The sequence below is a fragment of the Mycolicibacterium tokaiense genome (assembly GCF_010725885.1).
Classification (GTDB): domain Bacteria; phylum Actinomycetota; class Actinomycetes; order Mycobacteriales; family Mycobacteriaceae; genus Mycobacterium; species Mycobacterium tokaiense.
Map to the genome: position 1 here is coordinate 4496790 of NZ_AP022600.1, position 22333 is coordinate 4519122.

The 22333-nt window shown below is 68.5% G+C and carries 21 protein-coding genes; 16 read left to right on the top strand and 5 right to left on the bottom strand.

Going from position 1 to position 22333, the window contains the following annotated elements:
- Positions 1–45: 45 nt before the first annotated feature.
- Both G6N58_RS21975 and G6N58_RS21980 read right to left on the bottom strand, forming a co-directional pair.
- On the bottom strand, positions 46–1680 hold the full coding sequence (locus G6N58_RS21975; RefSeq protein ID WP_068916676.1) for an MFS transporter: 1635 nt from the start codon (positions 1678–1680) through the stop codon (positions 46–48).
- Positions 1680–2375: an LppX_LprAFG lipoprotein gene (locus tag G6N58_RS21980; RefSeq protein WP_068916677.1), complete on the bottom strand. Its 696-nt coding sequence runs from the start codon at positions 2373–2375 to the stop codon at positions 1680–1682. The genes G6N58_RS21975 and G6N58_RS21980 overlap by 1 nt, the downstream gene beginning before the upstream one ends.
- 18 nt (positions 2376–2393) lie before the next feature.
- Here G6N58_RS21980 and G6N58_RS21985 point away from each other — a divergent pair, with 18 nt between their 5' ends.
- The 9 genes from G6N58_RS21985 to whiA all read left to right on the top strand — a co-directional run bounded on the left by G6N58_RS21985 (position 2394) and on the right by whiA (position 10830).
- Complete coding sequence (locus tag G6N58_RS21985) at positions 2394–2945, top strand: GNAT family N-acetyltransferase (RefSeq protein WP_147289285.1); 552 nt, start codon at positions 2394–2396, stop codon at positions 2943–2945.
- A 33-nt stretch (positions 2946–2978) separates the two neighbouring features.
- Complete coding sequence (locus tag G6N58_RS21990; protein ID WP_115277285.1) at positions 2979–3590, top strand: riboflavin synthase; 612 nt, start codon at positions 2979–2981, stop codon at positions 3588–3590.
- Between the two features lie 66 nt (positions 3591–3656).
- Positions 3657–4916: a bifunctional 3,4-dihydroxy-2-butanone-4-phosphate synthase/GTP cyclohydrolase II gene (locus tag G6N58_RS21995; RefSeq protein WP_068919808.1), complete on the top strand. Its 1260-nt coding sequence runs from the start codon at positions 3657–3659 to the stop codon at positions 4914–4916.
- On the top strand, positions 4913–5392 hold the full coding sequence (ribH, locus tag G6N58_RS22000; protein WP_068916679.1) for a 6,7-dimethyl-8-ribityllumazine synthase: 480 nt from the start codon (positions 4913–4915) through the stop codon (positions 5390–5392). The genes G6N58_RS21995 and ribH overlap by 4 nt, the downstream gene beginning before the upstream one ends.
- A complete protein-coding gene (locus G6N58_RS22005) occupies positions 5389–5853 on the top strand; it encodes a PH domain-containing protein (RefSeq protein ID WP_115277284.1) in 465 nt (154 codons plus the stop codon). The genes ribH and G6N58_RS22005 overlap by 4 nt, the downstream gene beginning before the upstream one ends.
- 42 nt (positions 5854–5895) lie before the next feature.
- On the top strand, positions 5896–7893 hold the full coding sequence (uvrC, locus tag G6N58_RS22010; RefSeq protein WP_163908319.1) for an excinuclease ABC subunit UvrC: 1998 nt from the start codon (positions 5896–5898) through the stop codon (positions 7891–7893).
- Positions 7890–8789: an RNase adapter RapZ gene (rapZ, locus tag G6N58_RS22015; RefSeq protein WP_068916682.1), complete on the top strand. Its 900-nt coding sequence runs from the start codon at positions 7890–7892 to the stop codon at positions 8787–8789. Before uvrC ends, rapZ begins: the two co-directional genes overlap by 4 nt.
- Before the next feature lie 8 nt (positions 8790–8797).
- Entirely contained in the window at positions 8798–9856 is a 1059-nt protein-coding gene (locus G6N58_RS22020) for a gluconeogenesis factor YvcK family protein (RefSeq protein ID WP_115281353.1), read from the top strand.
- Entirely contained in the window at positions 9853–10830 is a 978-nt protein-coding gene (gene whiA / locus G6N58_RS22025; RefSeq protein ID WP_068916684.1) for a DNA-binding protein WhiA, read from the top strand. Before G6N58_RS22020 ends, whiA begins: the two co-directional genes overlap by 4 nt.
- 21 nt (positions 10831–10851) lie before the next feature.
- Here whiA and ligD read toward each other — a convergent pair whose 3' ends face one another.
- Positions 10852–11727: a non-homologous end-joining DNA ligase gene (gene ligD / locus G6N58_RS22030; RefSeq protein ID WP_197746437.1), complete on the bottom strand. Its 876-nt coding sequence runs from the start codon at positions 11725–11727 to the stop codon at positions 10852–10854.
- Between the two features lie 179 nt (positions 11728–11906).
- Here ligD and gap point away from each other — a divergent pair, with 179 nt between their 5' ends.
- From gap to secG, 4 genes are all read left to right on the top strand, one after another.
- Positions 11907–12929, top strand: a complete 1023-nt coding sequence (gene gap, locus G6N58_RS22035; protein WP_115277282.1) for a type I glyceraldehyde-3-phosphate dehydrogenase — start codon at positions 11907–11909, stop codon at positions 12927–12929.
- Positions 12930–12933: 4 nt separating this feature from the next.
- Positions 12934–14160: a phosphoglycerate kinase gene (locus G6N58_RS22040; protein ID WP_115277281.1), complete on the top strand. Its 1227-nt coding sequence runs from the start codon at positions 12934–12936 to the stop codon at positions 14158–14160.
- A 3-nt stretch (positions 14161–14163) separates the two neighbouring features.
- The gene (gene tpiA, locus G6N58_RS22045) at positions 14164–14949 is read left to right on the top strand and encodes a triose-phosphate isomerase (RefSeq protein WP_115277280.1); all 786 of its coding nucleotides are present in this window, start codon (positions 14164–14166) and stop codon (positions 14947–14949) included.
- 99 nt (positions 14950–15048) lie between these two features.
- Positions 15049–15282 carry a preprotein translocase subunit SecG gene (secG, locus tag G6N58_RS22050; protein ID WP_068916689.1) on the top strand — a complete coding sequence of 78 codons (234 nt, stop codon included), beginning with the start codon at positions 15049–15051 and terminating at the stop codon, positions 15280–15282.
- Positions 15283–15346: 64 nt separating this feature from the next.
- On the opposite strand, the gene G6N58_RS22055 is transcribed toward secG, so the two are convergent.
- A complete protein-coding gene (locus G6N58_RS22055; protein ID WP_115281352.1) occupies positions 15347–16732 on the bottom strand; it encodes an HNH endonuclease signature motif containing protein in 1386 nt (461 codons plus the stop codon).
- Between the two features lie 222 nt (positions 16733–16954).
- Here G6N58_RS22055 and G6N58_RS22060 point away from each other — a divergent pair, with 222 nt between their 5' ends.
- Positions 16955–17779 (top strand): DUF1330 domain-containing protein, encoded by an 825-nt coding sequence (locus G6N58_RS22060; protein ID WP_115277279.1) that lies wholly within the window; start codon positions 16955–16957, stop codon positions 17777–17779.
- 5 nt (positions 17780–17784) lie between these two features.
- Here the strand turns inward: G6N58_RS22060 and G6N58_RS22065 are convergent, their stop codons facing one another.
- Positions 17785–18396, bottom strand: coding sequence for a TetR/AcrR family transcriptional regulator (locus tag G6N58_RS22065; protein WP_115277278.1), 612 nt, complete (start codon positions 18394–18396; stop codon positions 17785–17787).
- 132 nt (positions 18397–18528) lie between these two features.
- Here G6N58_RS22065 and G6N58_RS22070 point away from each other — a divergent pair, with 132 nt between their 5' ends.
- Positions 18529–19461, top strand: a complete 933-nt coding sequence (locus G6N58_RS22070) for a haloalkane dehalogenase (RefSeq protein ID WP_115277277.1) — start codon at positions 18529–18531, stop codon at positions 19459–19461.
- 73 nt (positions 19462–19534) lie between these two features.
- Positions 19535–22327 (top strand): phosphoenolpyruvate carboxylase, encoded by a 2793-nt coding sequence (gene ppc, locus G6N58_RS22075; protein ID WP_115277276.1) that lies wholly within the window; start codon positions 19535–19537, stop codon positions 22325–22327.
- The last annotated feature ends 6 nt before the right edge of the window (positions 22328–22333 follow it).

A 22333-nucleotide genomic window follows, 5' to 3' on the forward strand; every position in this document is an offset into this window, starting at 1 on the left:
ACGTTTGAAAAATGCGGAAAGTGGCTATTCAGCGTCGTCTGTTGATCACCGAGAGTGCCGGCCCCGCGGCGTCTGCCGGGGCAGCTGCACCGTCGGCGGGTCCTGCGGCACCGCAAACGCCGTGGTGGCGGTGTCATCCGGTGCGGGCTGGCCGCCGGCGATCTTCGGGTGTGCGCCCTTGGCTGCGATCAGCAACCCGACAACAGCGCCGACCACACACACCACCGCGGTGATGCCGAAGATCTCGCCGTACTGCATCGCAAAAGCCAGTCGGTAATTGCTCTGCACGGCGGCCGCCGTCTCGAGCAGGTTCCCGCTCGGCGGTTTCGGCAACTCGGCCAGGATGATGTTGAACCGGTAGAAGCCCCACGCCGACAACGCCGCGACGCCGACGAGCATGCCGGTCATGCGCGCCACCACCACCAGCGACGAGGCGATGCCGTGCTCCACCGGCGGCACCACCCGCAGCGCCGCCGACGTCAGCGGCCCGATCACCATGCCGAGCCCCAGCCCGGCGATGGCCAGGTCGGTGTCCAGCACCGGGACGGTGAACAGCCCCAGGTCGTGCCGGGCGGCCATCAGGTCCACCGGCCAGTGCGAGATCAGCCAGTACCCGCCCGCAGCGATCAGCAGACCGGCGAACGTGACGAGGCGGTCACCGAAGCGGGTGGCCAGCCACCCGCCCAGGACGGCGCCGATCGGCAGCGCCACCAGGAAGCGCATCAGCAGGAAGGCGGCCTGGTTCTGGTCCAGCGACAACACGCCCTGGCCGAACAGTTCGACGTTCACCAGCGTGACCATCAGCGCCGCGCCGGCGACGAACGACGCGGCCAGCGCGGCCAGGAAGGGGGTGAACCGCACCCCGGCGGGGTCGATCAGCTTGGTCTTGGCGTACCGCTCCCAGGCGAAGAATGCGATGAAGGTCACGGCGGCGCCGGCCAGCAGCCACAGCCGCCACGTCGGAACCACCTCGCGGGCGCTGGGCTCGGGGTTGTAGAGGCCGAAGACCACGAGGATCAGCACCACGGCCAGCAGCACGCCGCCCACCACGTCCACCTTGATGGGCGGGGCCTGCGACTCCTGCTTGCCCGGGACGCTGAAGTGGATCATCACCATGGCCAGCAGCGCCAACGGGATGTTGACCCAGAACACGGCCTGCCAGTGGGCGAACAGCGCCACCAGGCCGATGCCGTACAGCGGGCCGAGCACGCTGCCGAGTTCCTGGGCGGCGCCGATGCCGCCGAGCACCGCGGCCCGTTTGTGCTCTGCCCACAGATCCGCGGCCAGCGCCAGGGTGACCGGCAGCAGCGCACCGCTGGCCGAGCCCTGGATGATGCGGCCGATCACCAGCATGGTCAGGTCGGTCGACAACGCGGTGACCACCGAACCGATGGCGAACCCGGCCAGGCCGACCTGGATCAGCAGCTTGCGGCCGAAGCGGTCCGAGGCGCGGCCCAGCAGCGGCATCGCCGCGATGTAGCCCACCAGGTACCCGGTGATGATCGGCGCCACCCGCTGCAGCTGATTCAGCGGGATCCCGACATCGGTCATGATGTCGCGGATGATGGTGATCACCACATAGGTGTCGAGCGCACCCAGCAGCACCGCCAGTCCGCCGGCGCCGATCGCGATGGTGCGGTTGGTTCCTGTGGTGGAGCCGACGGCCGCGCCCGCGCGCATCAGATCTGCGGCTTGGTGACGGTGACGGGCTTGTTCCACCCGGACAGCTTCACCACGATGGAGTTGCCCTCACTCGGATCGATCTGCGCCTGGACCAGGTTGTGGTCGCCGTCCTTTTCGATCCACGCCGAGGCAGGCACGGCGTCGGTGGCCTTGAGCTGCGGGATGAGGGCGTTCACCGAATCGGCGCTGACGTTGCCGGACACCTTGACCGTGTCCACCCCGTCGATGGTCTCGGCGGCCTCGGATTTGGGATCGGTGAAGCTCTCCAGCATCGCCGAGAGTCCGCCGTCGGGGTTCAGGATGGTCGACGGATCGTAGATGTCGGCCGCCGGGCCCAGGTCCAGCCAGCTGTCCGGGGTCAGCGAGGCGTACAGCACGTTGTCGATGACGATCAGCCCGGCGTCGACGTCCGAGCCGGCCATGCTGATGGTGGCCTGGCCCTGCACGGCGGTGGCAGGCACGTTGGTCAGGTCACCGGTGAGCGTCTTCAGCGGCAGGCCGTCGATGGTGCCGTTGACGGTGATGTCGAGGTGGGCGCTCTGCAGGCCTTTGGTGGTCTGGGCGGACTGCGACAACAGTTCGGCGGCGTCCGGCAGGGACTCGGTGGACGTGTCGGACGACGAGCACCCGGCGACCAGCGCAGCGGCGGCGCCCAGGGCGACAAGCATTCTCGTGAAGCGAGGGGTCTGCATGCTTGCATCGTAGAGGGTGTGCCGGACGGCTTCCGGGCTCCGCTGCGCGCGTTGCGGGCCGTCGACGGCGGGGTTACAAGTGATGGTGTGACTGCCGCGCTGCGTTTCGAGCCTGTCGAGGTGGACCCGTCCGGGGCCGGAGACGCCGCGGCGCTGCTGGCCGCGATGGCCGCGGAGATGCGTGAACTCTACGAGGGCCTGGACCTGAACTCCGCGGCCATGCCCAGCGCGACACCCGCCGATCTGGGGCCGCCGGGCGGCACCTACCTGGTGGGATATTCGGCCGCCGGTGAGGTGGTCTGCGGCGGCGGGGTCAAACGCCTGCCCGACGGCGCATGTGAGATCAAACGCATGTACGTGGTGCCGCGGTTTCGCCGCCGCGGGGTCGCTCCACAGCTGCTGGCGGCGCTCGAGGACGCCGCCCGCGGCCTGGGCTACGGCGTGGTCCGGCTGGACACCGGCCCCCGTCAGGCGCACGCGCAGCGACTGTACGAGGCGCAGGGCTACCGGGCGATCGCCAACTTCAACGGCAATTCCGAAGCCAGCTTCTTCGGGGAGAAGCGGCTCTGACGGTCGCCGGTAGGCACGGATTAGGCTTGTCCGGTGTTCACCGGAATCGTCGAAGAGCTGGGCGAGATCGTCGGCAAGGAAGAGCTGACCGACGCGGCGCGGTTCGTCATCCGCGGGCCCGTCGTCACCTCGGACGCCGGACACGGCGACTCGATCGCCGTCAACGGCGTCTGCCTGACCGTGGTCGAGGTGCTGCCCGGCGGCGAGTTCAGCGCCGATGTGATGGCCGAGACCCTGGACCGCTCCAGCTTGGCGCAGGTGGACGTGGGCTCGCGGGTGAACCTGGAGCGGGCCGCCGCGGTGAACAGCCGCCTGGGCGGCCACATCGTCCAGGGCCACGTCGACGGCACCGGTTCGGTGATCTCGCGCTCCCCGTCGGAGCACTGGGAGGTGGTGCGGATCGCACTGCCCAACACGCTGGCGCGCTATGTGGTGGAAAAGGGCTCCATCACCGTCGACGGGATCTCGCTCACGGTGTCGGCGCTGGGTCGCAGCGGGTCCGACGACTGGTTCGAGGTGTCGCTCATCCCCACCACCCGGGAGCTGACGACACTGGGGACGGCGCCGGTGGGCACCCCGGTCAACCTCGAAGTGGACGTCATCGCGAAGTACGTGGAGCGATTGCTGGACCGGCCTGGGCAATAAGGCGGGCACTCTAGTGGTTCATACTGTCTGGCAGCAGTGGAATCCGTTCATTCGAAGGTGGCACAGATGACGAGGCTCGATCCCGTCGAACGGGCGATCGCCGACATCGCGGCAGGCAAGGCCGTCGTCGTCATCGACGATGAAGACCGCGAGAACGAAGGCGACCTGATCTTCGCCGCGGAGAAGGCCACCCCGGAACTGGTCGCATTCATGGTGCGCTACACCTCCGGTTACCTGTGCGTGCCGCTGGACGGCGAGATCTGCGACCGGCTGGGCCTGCTGCCGATGTATGCCGTCAACCAGGACAAGCACCAGACCGCCTACACCGTCACTGTGGACGCGAGAAGAGGTGTGGGAACCGGCATCTCGGCATCCGATCGCGCCACCACCATGCGGCTGTTGGCCGATCCCACCGCCGTCGCCGAGGAGTTCAGCAAGCCCGGCCACGTGGTGCCGCTGCGCGCCAAGGACGGCGGCGTGCTGCGCCGTCCCGGGCACACCGAAGCCGCCGTGGACCTGGCCCGCCTGGCCGGCCTGCAGCCGGCCGGCGCCATCTGCGAGATCGTCAGCCAGAAGGACGAAGGCGCCATGGCGCAGACCGATGAGCTGCGGGTCTTCGCCGACGAGCACGAGCTGGCCCTGATCTCCATCGCCGACCTGATCGAGTGGCGGCGCAAGCACGAAAAGCACATCGAGCGCATCGCCGAGGCCCGCATCCCCACCCGCCACGGAGAGTTCCGGGCTGTGGGCTACAAGAGCATCTACGAAGAGGTCGAGCACGTCGCGCTGGTGCGCGGCGAAATTGCCGGGCCCAGCAGCGACGGACACGACGTGCTGGTGCGGGTGCACTCGGAGTGCCTCACCGGCGACGTGTTCGGCTCGCGGCGCTGCGACTGCGGCCCGCAACTGGACGCCGCCATGGCGATGGTGGCCCGCGAAGGCCGCGGCGTGGTGCTCTACATGCGCGGCCACGAGGGCCGCGGGATCGGCCTGATGCACAAGCTGCAGGCCTACCAGCTGCAGGACGCCGGCGCCGACACCGTCGACGCCAACCTGAAGTTGGGCCTGCCCGCCGACGCCCGCGACTATGGCATCGGTGCCCAGATCCTGGTGGATCTCGGCATCCGGTCCATGCGGCTGCTGACCAACAACCCGGCCAAACGTGTCGGACTGGACGGCTACGGCCTGCACATCATCGAACGGGTGCCGCTGCCGGTGCGCGCCAACGCCGAGAACATCCGCTACCTGATGACCAAACGCGACCGGATGGGTCACGACCTGGCCGGGCTGGAGGATTACGAGCTGGGCGACGGAGGCGCGCTGTGAGTGGTGCCGGTGTTCCCGACATGCCGGAGCTGGACGCCTCGGGCATCTCGTTGGCCGTCGTCGCCAGCACGTGGCACGACACGGTGTGCGACGCGCTGCTGGAAGGAGCCATGCGGGTGGCCCGCAGCAGCGGGGTGACCACGGTCAAGGTGGTCCGGGTGCTCGGAGCCATCGAGATCCCGGTGGTGGCCCAGGAGCTGGCCAACCGCTACGACGCGGTGGTGGCGCTCGGGGTGGTGATCCGCGGGAGCACGCCGCACTTCGAGTACGTCTGCGACGCCGTCACCCAGGGCCTGACCCGGGTGTCGCTGGATGCCTCCACCCCGGTGGCCAACGGGGTGCTCACGGTCAACACCGAGGAGCAGGCCATCGCCCGGTCGGGCCTACCCGGCTCCGAGGAGGACAAGGGCGCCCAGGCCGCCGCCGCCGCGCTGTCCACCGCGCTGCTGCTACGGGATCTGCGTACCGGGTCGTGACCGCAGAGCAGAAGCCGCAGCAGTGGGATCTGACGATCCGCCCGCATCTGACGCCCTACTTCGCCTACGCGGCGGCCTTCGTGATCGCCGCCGCACACATCCTGGTCGGGTTCCTGCTCAAAGCCGGACAGACCGGTGTGATCTTCCAGACCTCCGACCAGGTGGGCATCGCATCGGTCGGGTTGGTGATCGCTGCGGCGGTGCTGATGTTCGCCCGCCCCCGCATGCGCCTGGGCCCGGCCGGCATCTCGGTGCGAAACCTGGCCAATGACAAGGTGATTCCGTGGAGCGACGTGGTGAGCGTGTCGTTTCCGCAGGGTGCGCGCTGGGCCCGGCTGAACCTGCCCGACTACGAGTACATCCCACTCATGGCCATCCAGTCGGTGGACAAGGACCGGGCGGTGGCCGCCATGGCGGAGGTCAGGGCGGCCCTCGACAAGTACCAGCAGCAGGCCGGCTGACGCTCGGTCCCTGCTGTCGCCGCGCGGTACTAGGCTGGCACGGTGCCTGATCCATCGACGTACCGGCCCGCGCCGGGTTCCATACCGGTGGAACCGGGCGTCTACCGGTTCAGCGACAGCCACGGCCGGGTCGTCTATGTCGGCAAGGCCAAGAGCCTGCGCAGCCGGCTGAACTCGTATTTCGCCGACATCTCCGGACTGCACCCGCGCACCCGCCAGATGGTCACCACCGCCGCCAAGGTCGAGTGGACGGTGGTCACCACCGAAGTCGAAGCGCTGCAGCTGGAATACAACTGGATCAAGGAATTCGACCCGCGGTTCAACGTGCGCTACCGCGACGACAAGTCCTACCCCGTGCTGGCGGTCAGCCTGGGGGAGGAGTACCCGCGGCTCTACGTCTACCGCGGACCGCGCCGCAAGGGCGTACGGTACTTCGGGCCGTACTCCCACGCGTGGGCCATTCGCGAGACCCTGGACCTGCTGACCCGCGTGTTCCCCGCCCGCACCTGCTCGGCCGGAGTGTTCAAGCGGCACAGCCAGATCGACCGGCCATGTCTGCTCGGCTACATCGACAAATGTTCGGCCCCGTGTGTGGGGCGGGTCACCGCTGAGCAGCATCGGCAGATCGTCGACGACTTCTGTGACTTCCTGTCCGGCAAGACGGACCGTTTCGCCAGGGAACTGGAAAACCAGATGACCGAGGCTGCCGAGGTTCTCGACTTCGAACGCGCCGCCCGGCTGCGCGACGACCTCGGGGCGCTGCGGCGGGCGCTGGAGAAACAGGCGGTGGTGCTCGGCGACGGCACCGACGCCGACGTGGTGGCCTTCGCCGACGACGATCTCGAGGTCGCGGTGCAGGTGTTCCACGTCCGCGGCGGCCGGGTGCGCGGCCAGCGCGGTTGGGTGGTGGAAAAGGCCAGCGAACCCGACGAGACCGGATCCCAGGCGGTGCTCGTCGAGCAGTTCCTCACGCAGTTCTACGGTGAGCAGGCCGAATTGGGCAGCGCGGCAGACGAAGCCACCAATCCGGTGCCACGCGAGGTGCTGGTGCCCTGTCTGCCGGACAACGCCGAGCAGCTGACCACCTGGCTGTCCGAACTGCGTGGGTCGCGGGTGTCGCTGCGGGTGCCCCAGCGCGGGGACAAGAAAGCCCTGGCCGAGACGGTGGCCCGCAACGCGCAGGAGGCGCTGCAACAGCACAAGCTGCGCCGGGCCGGCGACTTCAACGCCAGATCGGCTGCGCTGCAATCCATCCAGGATTCGCTGGGACTGGCCGAGGCCCCGCTGCGCATCGAGTGCGTCGACATCAGCCATGTGCAGGGCACCGACGTGGTGGCCTCGCTGGTGGTGTTCGAGGACGGCCTGCCGCGCAAGTCCGACTACCGGCACTACGCGATCAAGGAGGCCGCGGGCGACGGTCGCTCCGACGATGTGGCGTCCATCGCCGAGGTCACCCGGCGCCGCTTCTGGCGCCACGTCAAGGACCAGGCGACCCCGGAGGACTTCAGTGCGGAAGGCAAGTCGCGCCGGTTCGCCTACCCACCCAACCTCTACGTCGTCGACGGCGGCGCCCCCCAGGTCAACGCCGCCCAGGCGGTGCTCGACGAACTGGGGGTCACCGACGTCGCGGTGATCGGGCTGGCCAAACGCCTCGAGGAGGTGTGGGTGCCGGGCGAACCGGATCCGGTGATCATGCCGCGCACCGGCGAAGGGCTCTTCCTGCTGCAGCGCGTTCGCGACGAGGCGCACCGATTCGCGATCACCTTCCACCGCAGCAAGCGCTCCAAGCGGATGACGGCCTCGGCCCTGGACTCGGTCCCGGGCCTGGGGGAGCACCGGCGCAAGGCGCTGGTGACGCACTTCGGGTCGGTGGCCAAACTCAAACAGGCCTCCGTGGAGGAGATCACCGCCGTGCCGGGGATCGGCGTGACCACCGCCACGGCGGTGCTCGAGGCGCTCGGGGTGCCCGTGAGCACCGAGTCCGCCCCACCGGAGGCCGAAGTACGCGATGATGACTCCGGCCAACGGGTGTGGGGATGACGGACAACACAGGCGAAGCAGACGAAGCCGGCACCGGGATCGACGTCGTCCTGGTCACCGGCCTCTCGGGCGCCGGCCGCGGTACCGCGGCCAAGGTGCTCGAGGACCTGGGCTGGTACGTCGCTGACAACCTGCCGCCCGAACTGATCGCGCGAATGGTCGACTTCGGTCTGGCCGCCGGCTCGCGCATCACCCAGCTGGCGGTGGTGATGGACGCCCGGTCCCGCGGTTTCACCGGCGACCTGGACGCCGTCCGCAGCGAACTGGCCACCCGGGGCATCGCGCCGCAGGTGCTGTTCCTGGAATCCTCCGACGACATCCTGGTGCGGCGTTACGAGCAGAACCGGCGCAGCCACCCGCTGCAGGCCGGGATGACGCTGGCCGAAGGGATCGCCGCCGAGCGGGTGATGCTGGCCCCGGTGCGGGCCGGCGCCGACCTGGTGATCGACACCTCGAGCCTGCCGGTGCCCGCCCTGCGGGCCAGCATCGAGCAGGCGTTCGGCGGCGAGACGGTGCCGCTGACGTCCGTGACCGTCGAGTCGTTCGGCTTCAAGTACGGCCTGCCGATGGATGCCGACATGGTGATGGACGTCCGTTTTCTGCCCAACCCGCATTGGGTAGACCACCTGCGTCCGCACTCCGGCCAGCATCCGGAGGTACGGGACTACGTACTGGGTCAGCCGGGCGCAGACCGCTTCCTGCAGACCTACCGCGAGTTGCTGGGTCTGGTGGTCGACGGCTACCGCCGGGAGGGGAAGCGCTACATGACAGTCGCGATCGGCTGCACCGGTGGCAAACACCGCAGCGTCGCGATCGCGGAGGCATTGGCCGGCATGCTCACCGGCGGCGACCAGATGTCGGTGCGGGTGCTGCACCGCGACCTGGGTCGCGAGTGAGGGACCGGATGGACCTGGAGAACCGCAGGATCGTGGCACTCGGCGGCGGGCACGGCCTCTATGCCACGTTGTCGGCGGCGCGCCGCCTCACCGCGCACGTCACCGCCGTGGTCACCGTCGCCGACGACGGTGGTTCCTCAGGGCGACTGCGCAGCGAACTCGACATCGTGCCGCCCGGCGACCTGCGAATGGCGTTGGCGGCGTTGGCATCCGACAGCCCGCACGGCCGGCTGTGGGCCACCATCATCCAGCACCGGTTCAGCGGCAGCGGAGCGCTGGCGGGTCACCCGATCGGCAACCTGATGCTCGCCGGGCTCAACGAGGTCCTGGCCGACCCGGTGGCGGCGCTGGACGAGCTGGGTCGCGTCCTGGGGGTCAAGGGCCGGGTGCTGCCGATGTGTCCGATCGCGCTGCAGATCGAGGCCGACGTCGCCGGGCTGGAGACCGATCCCCGGATGAGCCGGGTGATCCGCGGACAGGTCGCGGTGGCCACCACTCCTGGCAAAGTTCGTCGGGTCCGGCTGCTGCCGGGCCACCCACCCGCCACCCGCCAGGCAGTGGACGCCATCATGAACGCCGACCTGGTGGTGCTGGGGCCGGGATCGTGGTTCACCAGCGTCATCCCGCACGTCCTGGTGCCCGATTTGCTGGCCGCGCTGCGGGCCACGTCCGCGCGGCGTGCGCTGGTGCTGAACCTGGCCGCAGAACCGGGGGAGACGGCGGGTTTCTCCGCCGAACGGCATCTGCACGTGCTGAGCCAGCATGCGCCCGACTTCACCGTGCACGACATCATCGTCGACGCGGGCAGTGTCAACGGAGAACGGGAACGCCAGCAACTGGTCCGCACCGCGAACGCACTCGATGCCCGAGTTCAGTTCGCCGATGTGTGCCGACCTGGTACACCTTTACATGATCCGGCGAAGCTGGCCGCGGCGCTGCACGGCGTCTCGGCACGGGGCGGCCAGCCGGTGGCACCGACCATGCCAACGGCGGCACCAGGTGCGCAGCCGAGTGCTGCAGACGAACAGAGCCAGACTGGACCGAGAGGTGACGATCCGTGGCGATGACGGCCGAGGTCAAAGACGAGTTGAGCCGCCTCGTGGTCAACTCGGTGAGCGCTCGGCGGGCGGAGGTGGCAGCACTGCTGCGCTTCGCGGGGGGCCTGCACATCGTGTCCGGTCGCGTGGTGGTGGAGGCCGAGGTGGACCTCGGCATCATCGCGCGCCGGCTACGCAAGGACATTTTTGATCTCTACGGCTACAACGCCGTGGTGCACGTGCTGTCGGCCAGCGGCATCCGCAAGAGCACCCGCTACGTGGTGCGGGTGGCCAAGGATGGTGAGGCGCTGGCCCGCCAGACCGGCCTGCTGGATCTGCGGGGCCGCCCGGTGCGCGGGCTGCCTGCTCAGGTGGTGGGCGGCAGCGTCGGTGACGCCGAGGCGGCGTGGCGCGGTGCGTTCCTGGCACACGGCTCACTGACCGAGCCCGGCCGGTCCTCGGCCCTGGAGGTCAGCTGCCCGGGCCCGGAAGCCGCGCTGGCGCTGGTGGGTGCGGCGCGCAGGCTCGGCGTCAGCGCCAAGGCCCGTGAGGTTCGCGGCGCCGACCGCGTGGTGGTGCGCGACGGTGAGGCCATCGGGGCCCTGCTGACCAGGATGGGCGCCCAGGACACTCGGCTGACGTGGGAAGAGCGCCGGATGCGCCGCGAGGTGCGGGCGACGGCCAACCGGTTGGCCAATTTCGACGACGCGAATCTGCGCCGCTCGGCTCGGGCCGCGGTTGCCGCGGCCGCGCGCGTGGAGCGGGCGCTGGAGATCCTGGGCGACACCGTGCCGGGACATCTGGCCACCGCAGGCAAGTTGCGCGTCGAGCACCGGCAGGCCTCGCTCGAGGAGTTGGGCCGCCTCGCTGACCCCCCGATGACCAAAGATGCTGTGGCAGGACGCATCCGGCGGTTGCTGTCGATGGCTGACCGCAAGGCCAAGCAAGACGGCATCCCCGACACCGAATCGGCCGTGACGCCGGATCTGCTCGAGGACGCCTGAGCGCTCCCAGCGTCACGCCGGCTAGCGCAGCCGGGCCAGCTTGTCGCGGGCGCGGTCCAATCCGTGCGCGCGCCTGCGCATGCCGTGCCAGGCGTCGCCGCGGCGGGAGATGCGGCCCAGCACGGTGGTGACGGTGAACTCGTCGGGGGACACCCGGTCCAATTCGTACCATTCGATGGGCGTGGACACCGGGGCGCCGGGAAGGGCCCGCGCGGCGTAGGGGGCGGCGGCAGTCTGGCCGTACCCGTTGCGGGCGACGTCGACGTACACCAAGCCGCCGCGCTTGTCCTTGCGCTGCGCCGTGGTCACCAGGCTGGGCGCCCGCTCCACCAGCGCCTCGGCCACCTCGCCGGCGAAAGCCCTTGTCTCGTCGAAGCTCTCGCGCTGGCGCAGAGGCACCACCACGTGATAGCCGCGGGCGCCGGAGGTCTTGACGAAGGATGTGAGCCCCAGCTCGTCGAGCAGCTCGCCGAGCATCGCGGTGGCCTTGCGCAGCCCGTCGAGATCTTCGGTCGACGGGTCCATGTCGAACATGAGCTGATCCGGGGCGTCCAGGGCGCGGGAGCGGCTCAGCCACGCGTGCGGGGTGATGCAGGCCTGATCAGCGAGGTAGACCAGGGTGCGCTGGTCGTTGACCATCACTTGGCACTGGACGTCCTCGGCGGTCTCGACCTTGACGTTGTCCACCCAGGCGGGGAAGTGCTTGGGGAGCTTCTTCTCGTAAAACCCCGGGCTGCCGATGCCGTCGGGGAAGCGTTGCATGCTGATGGGCCGGTCTGCGAGATAGGGCACCATGGTGGCCGCCACGGCCTGGTAATACTTGGCCAGCCCCAATTTGGTGAGGCCAGCAGTGGCGTCCGGGCCGAAGAGCTCCTTGTCCGGGTTGGAAATCTCCACTCGCGCGACTATCACTGGCGTCGAATACCCATCGTTGTACTTCTGATCACTTTCTTGTGCGTCAAACCTCGGGACAATGATTCTCCGCGATACTGGCCGACCAACCCGCACGACGCGCTGACTACACCACTAGGCTTGCTGCCGAGCAACACAAGAAGGCGAACCCTAGGGAGAGACAAGTGACCATCCGGGTAGGCGTGAATGGCTTCGGCCGTATCGGACGCAACTTCTACCGGGCACTCGCGGCGCAGCAGGCGGCCGGCAAGAGCGCCGACATCGAAATCGTGGCAGTCAACGACCTGACCTCGAACGCCACGTTGGCCCACCTGCTCAAGTTCGACTCGATCCTCGGTCGCCTCGATGCCGAGGTCAGCCTGGAGGGCGAGGACACCATCGTCGTCGGGGACCACAAGATCAAGGCGCTGTCGGTCAAGGAAGGCCCGGCGGCGCTGCCCTGGGGCGACCTGGGCGTAGACGTCGTGGTCGAGTCGACCGGCATCTTCACCAAGCGCGACAAGGCCCAGGGCCACCTCGACGCCGGCGCCAAGAAGGTCATCATCTCGGCGCCCGCCTCCGACGAGGACATCACCATCGTGCTGGGCGTCAACGACGACAAGTACGACGGCAGCCAGAACATCATCTCCAACGCGTCCTGCACCACGAACTGCCTGGGCCCGCTGGCCAAGGTCCTCAACGACGAGTTCGGCATCGTCAAGGGCCTGATGACCACCATCCACGCCTACACCCAGGACCAGAACCTGCAGGACGGCCCGCACAGCGACCTGCGTCGTGCCCGCGCCGCCGCCATCAACATCGTGCCCACTTCCACCGGTGCCGCGAAGGCCATCGGCCTGGTGCTGCCGGAGCTCAAGGGCAAGCTCGACGGCTACGCGCTGCGGGTGCCGATCCCCACGGGCTCGGTGACCGACCTGACCGCCGAGGTCTCCAAGTCGGCATCGGCCGAGGAGATCAACGCGGCGTTCAAGGCGGCCGCCGACGGACCGCTCAAGGGCATCCTGAAGTACTACGACGCACCGATCGTCTCCAGCGACATCGTGACCGACCCGCACAGCTCGCTGTTCGACTCGGGTCTGACCAAAGTAATCGACAACCAGGTCAAGGTGGTCTCCTGGTACGACAACGAGTGGGGTTACTCCAACCGCCTCGTCGACCTGGTCGGCCTGGTCGGTAAGTCGCTGTAGACCGGTGGCCGTCAAGACACTGGCCGATCTGCTGGCCGAAGGTGTTCAGGGGCGGGGCGTGCTGGTGCGCTCCGACCTCAACGTCCCGCTCGACGACAGCGGCAACATCACCGACCCGGGCCGCATCATCGCCTCGGCGCCGACGCTGAAGGCACTCTCCGATGCCGGCGCCAAGGTGGTCGTGATGGCCCACCTGGGCCGGCCGAAGGGCGAGCCGGACCCGAAGTTCTCCCTTGCTCCGGTGGCCGCCGCGCTCGCCGAGCAGCTGGGGCGCAACGTCCAACTGGCCGGTGACGTGGTGGGCACCGATGCGCTGGCCCGCGCCGAGGGTTTGACCGACGGGGACGTGCTGCTGCTGGAGAACATCCGCTTCGATCCCCGGGAGACCAGCAAGGACGACGCCGAGCGGCTGAAGCTGGCCAAGGCGCTCGCCGAGCTGGTCGACGACCCGGGCGGCGCGGAACCCGCGTTCGTCTCCGACGGTTTCGGCGTGGTGCACCGCAAGCAGGCGTCGGTGTACGACGTCGCCACCGTCCTGCCGCACTACGCCGGTGGCCTGGTGGCCACCGAAGTGGACGTTCTCAAGCAGCTGACCGGTTCTTCGGACCGGCCCTACGCGGTGGTGCTGGGCGGGTCCAAGGTGTCCGACAAGCTGGCCGTGATCGAGAATCTGGCGACCAAGGCCGACAGCCTCATCATCGGTGGCGGCATGTGCTACACGTTCCTTGCCGCGCAAGGCTTTTCGGTGGGCGACTCGCTGTGCCAGACCGAGATGATCGACACCTGCAAGAAGTTGCTGGAGGACTACGGCGATGTGATCCACCTGCCGGTGGACATCGTGGCGGCCGACTCGTTCGCCGCCGACGCACCGCACGAGACCGTCGCCGCGGACCAGATCCCGGACGGGAAGATGGGACTCGACGTCGGACCCGAGTCGGTGAAGCGGTTCTCGGCGCTGCTGTCGAACGCCAAGACGGTGTTCTGGAACGGCCCGATGGGTGTGTTCGAGTTCCCGGCCTTCGCCGCAGGCACCAAGGGGGTGGCCGAGGCCATCATCGCCGCCACCGGCAAGGGCGCCTTCAGCGTCGTCGGCGGGGGTGACTCCGCTGCCGCAGTGCGCCAGCTCGGCCTGCCTGAAGACGGCTTCTCGCACATCTCGACCGGCGGCGGCGCGTCGCTGGAGTTCCTCGAGGGCAAGTCCCTGCCCGGCATCGAAGTTCTGGAGTCTTGATTCATGGCACGTAAGCCGCTCATCGCGGGCAACTGGAAGATGAACCTCAACCACTTCGAGGCCATCGCTCTGGTGCAGAAGATCGCGTTCTCCTTGCCGGACAAGTACTTCGATAAGGTCGACGTCACCGTGCTGCCGCCGTTCACCGATCTGCGCAGTGTGCAGACGCTGGTGGACGGCGACAAGCTGCGGCTGACCTACGGCGCCCAGGACCTGTCCCAGCACGATTCGGGCGCCTACACCGGTGAGGTCAGCGGGGCGTTCCTGGCCAAGCTCGGCTGCACCTTCGTGGTGGTGGGACACTCCGAACGGCGGACCTATCACGCCGAGGGCGACGACCTGGTGGCCGCCAAGACGCAGGCGGCGCTCAAGCACGGGCTGACGCCGATCGTCTGCATCGGCGAGGGCCTGGAAGTCCGTGAGGCCGGCAATCACGTCTCGCATTGCACTGAGCAACTCACGGGGTCGCTGGCGGGACTGTCGGCTGAGCAGATCGCCTCGGTGGTGATCGCTTACGAGCCGGTGTGGGCCATCGGCACCGGGCGGGTGGCCAGTGCCGCCGACGCGCAGGAAGTCTGTGCCGCGGTCCGTGCCCAGCTGGTCGAACTGGCCGGCCAGGAGACCGCCGACACCGTGCGGGTGCTCTACGGCGGGTCGGTGAATGCCAAGAATGTCGGTGAGATCGTCGCGCAGAAGGATGTTGACGGCGCTCTGGTGGGTGGGGCGTCGCTCGATGGTGAGCAGTTCGCGACGCTGTCCGCGATCGCAGCGGGCGGACCCCTGCCGTAGGCAGCGTCCGAGACGCTGCGTCACGTTGAAGCAGCGGGCGGACCCCTGCCCTGATCCAGGGTTTTCGCTCGCAAATCCCCAGCATGTAAGGTGACCCCCATGGAATTGGCCCTGCAGATCGTCCTCATCGTCACCAGCCTGCTGGTGGTGTTGTTGGTACTGCTGCACCGCGCCAAGGGTGGCGGCCTGTCGACGCTGTTCGGTGGCGGTGTGCAGTCCAGCCTGTCCGGCTCGACCGTGGTCGAGAAGAACCTGGACCGGTTGACCCTGTTCGTCACCGGCATCTGGGTGGTGTCGATCATCGGCGTCGGACTGCAGATCAAGTACGGCTAGCCACTCAACGCACCTCGGCACCGCCGGACGGTCTTCGGACCGTCCGGCGGTGCTTTTTTGTGTCTCAGGGCCCCGCACCGTCATCGCCGAGGAGTTCGTCGGGGTGGTGGAAGCGGTTGACCTCGGGTGGGTGGCTGCCGTCGGTCCAGGCCAGGCGGCCGGTGTCGGTGACTTCGGTAATGTAGCGGCCGCGGGTCGCGCCGTCATGGTGGGGGTCGCAGCCCAGGTGCAGTGCATCGATGTCGGTGGTGCCGCCGCGGTTCCAGTCGGGCGTGTGGTGGAGTTCGCAGCGGTCGGCGGGGGTGGTGCAGGTAGGGAAGGTGCACCCTCCGTCGCGGGCATAGGCGGCAATGCGTTGGTCCAGGCTGGCAGTGCGCCGGGAGCGGCCCAGATACAAGGGGCGGTCGGAGTGGTTGTCGAAGACGGCGAGGTAATGCAGGGCGCCGGCCGCGGCCATCCGGATGAGGTCGCGAAACGGTAGCCGGCTGCCGCTCGCGGTGCGGGCCGGTGGGGGCATCGGCACGGTGGGGTCGACAGCGGCGCGGGCGGCTTGCTCGAGATCGGCGACGGTGGTGCGGGCGATGACGGTGACCGGGACGCCGCGATGAGTGCCGAGGTTGCCGGACTGCAGGGCGGTGCGCAGCCCCCAGTTCAGAGCGTCGTGACGGCGCTGGGCGGCGGTGCGGGTATCGGTGGCGGCATCGACAACGGTCTGGTCAGTGTCAGGCAGGTGGTGGCCGGGACGCACCGCAGCGGAGATGGCTTCGAGGTTGGCGCGGGCTTCGGGGGTGAGGTCGCCGGTGACGCGGCTCATGCCGTCGGGCCGCTGCTTGTGGATGGTCAGACCGCGGCGGGCCTGGCGGTCGGCGTCGTCGAAGACGCCGTCGGGGTTGTAGACGTCGGCCAGTGTGTTGCCGACCTCGGTGACGAATGCCGGGTCCTGCGTGCGGGCATGGCGGACCAGCTCGCGTTCGGCTCGGGCGTGATCGTCGGGGGAAACAGCATTGGGTAGGGCATCGAGGGCCTTGCGGATCTCTTGGAGGTGGGCCTCACTGAGGGCGCCGTCGTCGACGGCCGCGGCGACCTCGGGGAACTCGGGCGGGCGCGGCGGTCCGGTGAGGGAGCGCCGCGGCCTGATACGGGCGGCCAGTTTCATCCGGCGGGTGACCTCCCCGGCGGTGATGCGCAGACGTCGGCGCAGGAGGTCTTTGACGGTGATGTCGGGCGGTAGGCCGGGGTCGTCCGGGCTGTCGGGAGGGTCGGCGATCTCGCCGAAGATGCGGTACATCAGGCCGAGGTTGGTGCGGGATTGGGTTTCCAGGCTTTCGGCGATGTCGATGCGGAAGGCGTTGCCCACCAGGTCGGTGGACACCGATCGCAGCACGGTGTGGGCGGCGTCGATGGCGGCGAGTGCGTCGACCACCTGCCTGCGTGCTGTCGTCGGATCCATGCCCATCACGCTATTCGCACAGATGTTCGACAACCAGTCGCGACGGGCTATCTGTGGATGAAGGTGGAACTGTGCACAACTCAGGGTCGTCGATACGTCCGGCGGTCTTCTTTCATGCGGCCGAGGTGCTCCAATTCCACGCCACGGGCATGTATTGACAGTGTAACTATCAAAACCTAGGGTGGGTTCACCTCTCATGCCAACGATCAACGCGGAGAACGGATGACACACCCCAACCCCCGGTACGGTCAGCTCGATCTCGATTACGCCGCCCGGCTGGGAGGTGCGACGGCGGACTCCGGCAGGCCGGTCTGGATGGTCAATCTCATGAAGTACCGCGATGTCGCCGACTACGGCGACGGGCGCTCCAGCGCCATCACCGGGCGCGAAGCCGATGATCTGTATGCACCCTTGGATACGTTGGCCGAGATCGGCGCCGAGCTGTGCCTCTTGGCCGACGTCGACACCCAACTCCTCGGTGACGCGCCGGTGTGGGATCGGGTCGCCGTCGTGCGTTACCCGACCGGACGGGCGTTCATCGACATGCAGTCACGGCCGGCATTCCGGGCCGCGCACGTCCACAAGGAAGCCGGAATGGATCAGACGATCGTGCTGGGCTGCGATCCCCTGCCCCTTCCGCGTTTTCCCGAGGACGCTGAACAACACGATTGGGCCGACGTCCCCGAGCCGCCGACTGCCCAGGACGGACCGGTGATGATCGTGCACGTGCTGCGGTTCGCCGACCCCTGTTCCGCGCGCGCCACGCCCGAGGCCATGCGGGCTTACCAGGGCGCGGCCGCCCGGGTCGCTTCTGCCCACGGTGTGCGCGTGGCGGGGTGGTTCGCCGTGAACGGCACCATCGTGGGCGACGGTCGCAGCTGGCACCAGGTCCGGTTCAACCTCTTTCCCAGCAGGCGGGCGTTCATGGCGGTCGCCACCGACCCGGCACGACTCCAGGCCCAGAAGGCCCACCGCGACGTTGCCATCGCCGACACCTACTCGATGATCACCCGTCCCGTCATCAACACCCTTGCGGCTGTCCGCTAGGGATGTCAGCCGGTCAGGACGCGGGAGAGCGCCCTGGCCCACCCACGCCGGATCTGAGCAGGGGTGCGCCGGTGATCTTCGGTGAGCTCCGACCAGGCCTCGAACGAGGTCAGAGTGGCGATCGTGCCCACCATCTCGCCGGCCGTCACCGCGCCGAGCCCGTCGAGTTCGGTGGCGAAGTGACGCCGGACGTCGCGGGCCATGCCCGCACGGTGCCGATGCAGGATGTCGTGCAGCGCGGCCACCCTCGGGGCGCGGTTGCGCACCATTCGGGCCATCGGCGCAGTCGCGACGTACAGCTCGTGACGGATGTCGACGAAGCGGGTGATCCGCGCGTCCAAAGTGCCCTGACCGATCTCCGGAATCTCGAGCAGATGCGCGAACCGCTGGAAATAGCGACGGGTGGTCTCGTCGCGCAACTCGTCGAGGGTGTCGAAGTATCGGAACACCGACGCGGTGGAGACGCCCGCCCGGTCGGCGACCTGTTCCACTGTCGGCGGCGAGAAACCCTCCAGCACAAGATCGATTGTTGCCTCCACGACAGCGGCCCGACCCCGTGCACGCCGCGCGCGGCGGCCGTCGACCGGCTCGGCAGGCTCCGGCGGTGGCGTGTTCATCGATCGTGACGCTAGCACTGCCGGAAAGTATTGACAGTGGAACTATCAACACTTACGGTCGCGGTAGAGAAGGGCTCACCTGCGGCGATGACGCGCTGAGACCCCCGCCCAGTTCAGCCCAGGAGAAAACTCATGGATGTCGTGCGTACCCCCGACGAGCGCTTCGCCGACTTGCCCGGCTACGACTTCGCCCCGCACTATGCCGACATCCCCAGCGGAACCGGTCGAACCCTGCGCGTGCACTACCTCGACGAAGGCCCGCCAGACGCCGACCCGATCCTGCTGATGCACGGTGAGCCGTCCTGGAGCTATCTCTACCGGCATATGATCGGCCCTCTGGTTGCCCACGGTCATCGTGTGGTGGCGCCGGACCTGGTGGGGTTCGGGCGCAGCGACAAGCCCACCGCGACAAGCGACTACACCTACGCGCGTCACATCGGCTGGATGTCCTCCCTGCTCTTCGACACGCTCGAACTGCGCCGCATCACTTTCTTCGGCCAGGACTGGGGTGGCCTGATCGGACTGCGCCTGGTGACCGCACACCCGGAGCGCTTCGACCGGGTGATCGTGGCGAACACCGGGCTGCCCACCGGCGAATTCCCGCTCGGTGACGCGTTCGCTGCCTGGCAGAAGTTCTCCCAGGAGGTCCCGGACCTGCCCGTCGGCACCATCGTCAACGGCGGCTGCACCACCGACCTGCCCGCCGACGTCATCGCAGCCTACGACGCGCCGTTCCCCGACGACTCGTTCAAAGCCGGCGCCCGCGTCTTCCCCACCCTGGTTCCGACCACCACCGACGATCCCGAGTCTGCCGCCAACATCGCCGCGTGGGCGGTGCTGGCCACCTTCGAGAAGCCACTGCTGACCTGCTTCAGTGATCAGGACCCCATCACCCGCGGTGGTGAGCAGCTGTTCACGACCAAGGTGCCCGGTGCGCAGGGGCAGCCGCATACCACCATCACCGGGGGCGGGCACTTCTTGCAGGAGGACCGAGGCGCCGAACTCGCCGAAGTGATCGCAGAGTTCATCGCAGCGACACCCGTCGCGGGGCGCGCCGGTCGCTGACGGGACGACCGTTCTGTTCCTTGGAGACGATGCCTATCGGGCGCCGCCACGTTGCGTCGTCGATAATCGACGCATGGCAGAACCCGCGGAGACCGCCCTCGAACCGATCGGAGCCGTCCGTCGCACCCAGGTGGGACGGGAGGCGACCGAACCGATGCGCGAGGACATCCGCCTGCTCGGTGCGATCCTGGGTGACACGGTGCGCGAACAGAACGGCGACGCGATCTTCGATCTGGTGGAGCGCGCCCGGGTGGAGTCGTTCCGGGTACGTCGCTCCGAGATCGACCGGGCGGAGCTGGCCGAACTGTTCGACGGGATCGACGCCGCGACGGCCATCCCGGTGATCCGGGCGTTCACCCATTTTGCGCTGCTGGCCAACGTCGCCGAGGACATCCACCGCGAGCGTCGGCGCGCGATCCACGTGGCGGCGGGGGAGCCGCCGCAGCGCAGCAGCCTGGCCGCCACCTACCTGAAGCTCGACGCGGCGGATCTGGATGCGTCGGCCGTCGTCGATGCGCTGACCGGGGCGCTGGTGTCGCCGGTGATCACCGCGCACCCCACCGAGACCCGCCGCCGGACCATCTTCGACACCCAGCACCGGATCACGGAGTTGATGCGGTTGCGCGCGGCCGGTATGACCGACGCCGGCGAACACAGCATCGACTTCGAACTGCGCCGCCAGATCCTGATGCTGTGGCAGACCGCGCTGATCCGGTTGTCGCGGTTGAAGATCCAGGACGAGATCGAAACCGGGCTGCGGTACTACCCGGCGGCGTTCTTCGAGGTCATCCCGAGGGTCAATGCCGAAGTGCGCCAAGCGTTGCGGGCCCGCTGGCCCGAGGCCGAGCTGCTCGCCGAGCCGATCCTGCGGCCGGGTTCGTGGATCGGCGGTGATCGCGACGGCAATCCCAATGTCACCGCCGACGTGGTGCGACTGGCCACCGGCAGTGCCGCCTACACCGCCTTCGCGCACTACTTCAGCGAGTTGACGGCGCTGGAGGAAGAGCTGTCGATGTCGGCGCGGCTGGTGCGGATCAGTGCCGAGCTGACCGAGCTCGCCGACATGTGCAACGAACCGGCCCGCGCCGACGAGCCCTACCGCCGCGCCCTGCGGGTGATCCACGCCCGTCTGACGGCCACCGCGGCGAACATCCTGGACCGTCAACCCGAACACCTGCTGGATCTGGGGATGGAAGCCTACGAGACACCGGGTGAGCTGCTGGCAGATCTGGATGTCGTCGACGCGTCCCTGCGCGCGGGCGGCAGTGCGCTGCTGGCCGACGACCGCCTGGCTCGGCTGCGAGAAGCTGTGCACGTGTTCGGTTTTCATCTGTCCGGGCTGGACATGCGGCAGAACTCGGAGATGCACGAGCAGGTGGTGGCCGAGCTACTGGCCTGGGCCGGTGTGCATCCCGACTACGCGTCGCTGCCCGAAGACGAGCGGGTGGCGCTGCTGGTCGCGGAACTGAGCACCCGACGGCCCCTGGTCGGCGAACACGCCGAGCTCTCGGAACTGGCACACAAGGAACTCGGCATCGTCAAGGCCGCGGCGCGTGCGGTGGCGGTGTTCGGGCCCGCCGCGGTGCCCAACTACATCATCTCGATGTGCCAGTCGGTCTCGGACATGCTGGAGGCCGCGCTGCTGCTCAAAGAGGCCGGCCTGCTGGATGCTTCGGAGGAGACGCCCTACAGCCCGGTGGGCATCGTTCCGCTGTTCGAGACCATCGACGACCTGCAGCGCGGCGCCTCGATCATGCGCGACGTGCTGGGACTGCCGCTCTACCGGGCGCTGGTGCGCGCCCGCTGCGACAGCCAGGAGATCATGCTCGGTTACTCCGATTCCAACAAGGACGGCGGCTACCTGGCCGCCAACTGGGCGTTGTACCGCGCGGAGCTGGAACTGGTGGAGATGGCTGCCGACACCGGGATCCGGATGCGGTTGTTCCACGGCCGCGGTGGCACCGTCGGCCGCGGCGGCGGACCCAGCTATGACGCCATCCTGGCGCAACCCCCCGGAGCGGTGCGGGGGTCGCTGCGCATCACCGAGCAGGGTGAGATCATCGCGGCCAAGTACGCCGAGCCGCGGACCGCGCACCGCAACCTCGAGACCCTGGTGGCGGCGACGCTGGAATCGACCCTGCTGGACGTCGAAGGGCTGGGTGACGACGCCGCACCGGCCTACGAGGTGCTCGACGACCTGGCTGCCCTCGCGCAGCGGGCTTACGCCGAATTGGTCCATGACACACCGGGTTTCGTGGACTACTTCAAGGCGTCCACCCCGCTCAGCGAAATCGGCGCGCTGAACATCGGCAGCCGTCCGACGTCGCGCAAGCCCACCACCTCCATCTCGGATCTGCGGGCCATCCCGTGGGTGCTGGCCTGGAGTCAGTCGCGGGTGATGCTGCCGGGGTGGTACGGCACAGGTTCGGCATTCGAGTCCTGGATCGCCGACGGGGACGGGCGGCTGGAGGTGCTGCAGGACCTGTACCGGCGCTGGCCCTTCTTCCGGACGGTGTTGTCGAACATGGCGCAGGTGCTCGCCAAGGCGGACATGGGCCTGGCGGCGCGGTACTCCGAGCTGGTGGACGACGTCGAACTGCGTCACCGCGTCTTCGACAAGATCCTGGCCGAACACGACCGCAGCATCGCGATGCTCAAGGCCATCACCGGTCAGGACGACCTGCTGGCCGACAACCCGGCGCTGGCCCGGTCGGTGTTCAACCGCTTCCCGTACCTGGAGCCGCTGAACCACCTGCAGGTGGAACTGTTGCGGCAGCATCGCTCCGGTGCCACCGATGAACGCGTCCAGCGGGGCATCCTGTTGACCATGAGCGGGCTGGCCACTGCGCTGCGCAACAGCGGGTAGGCCTTG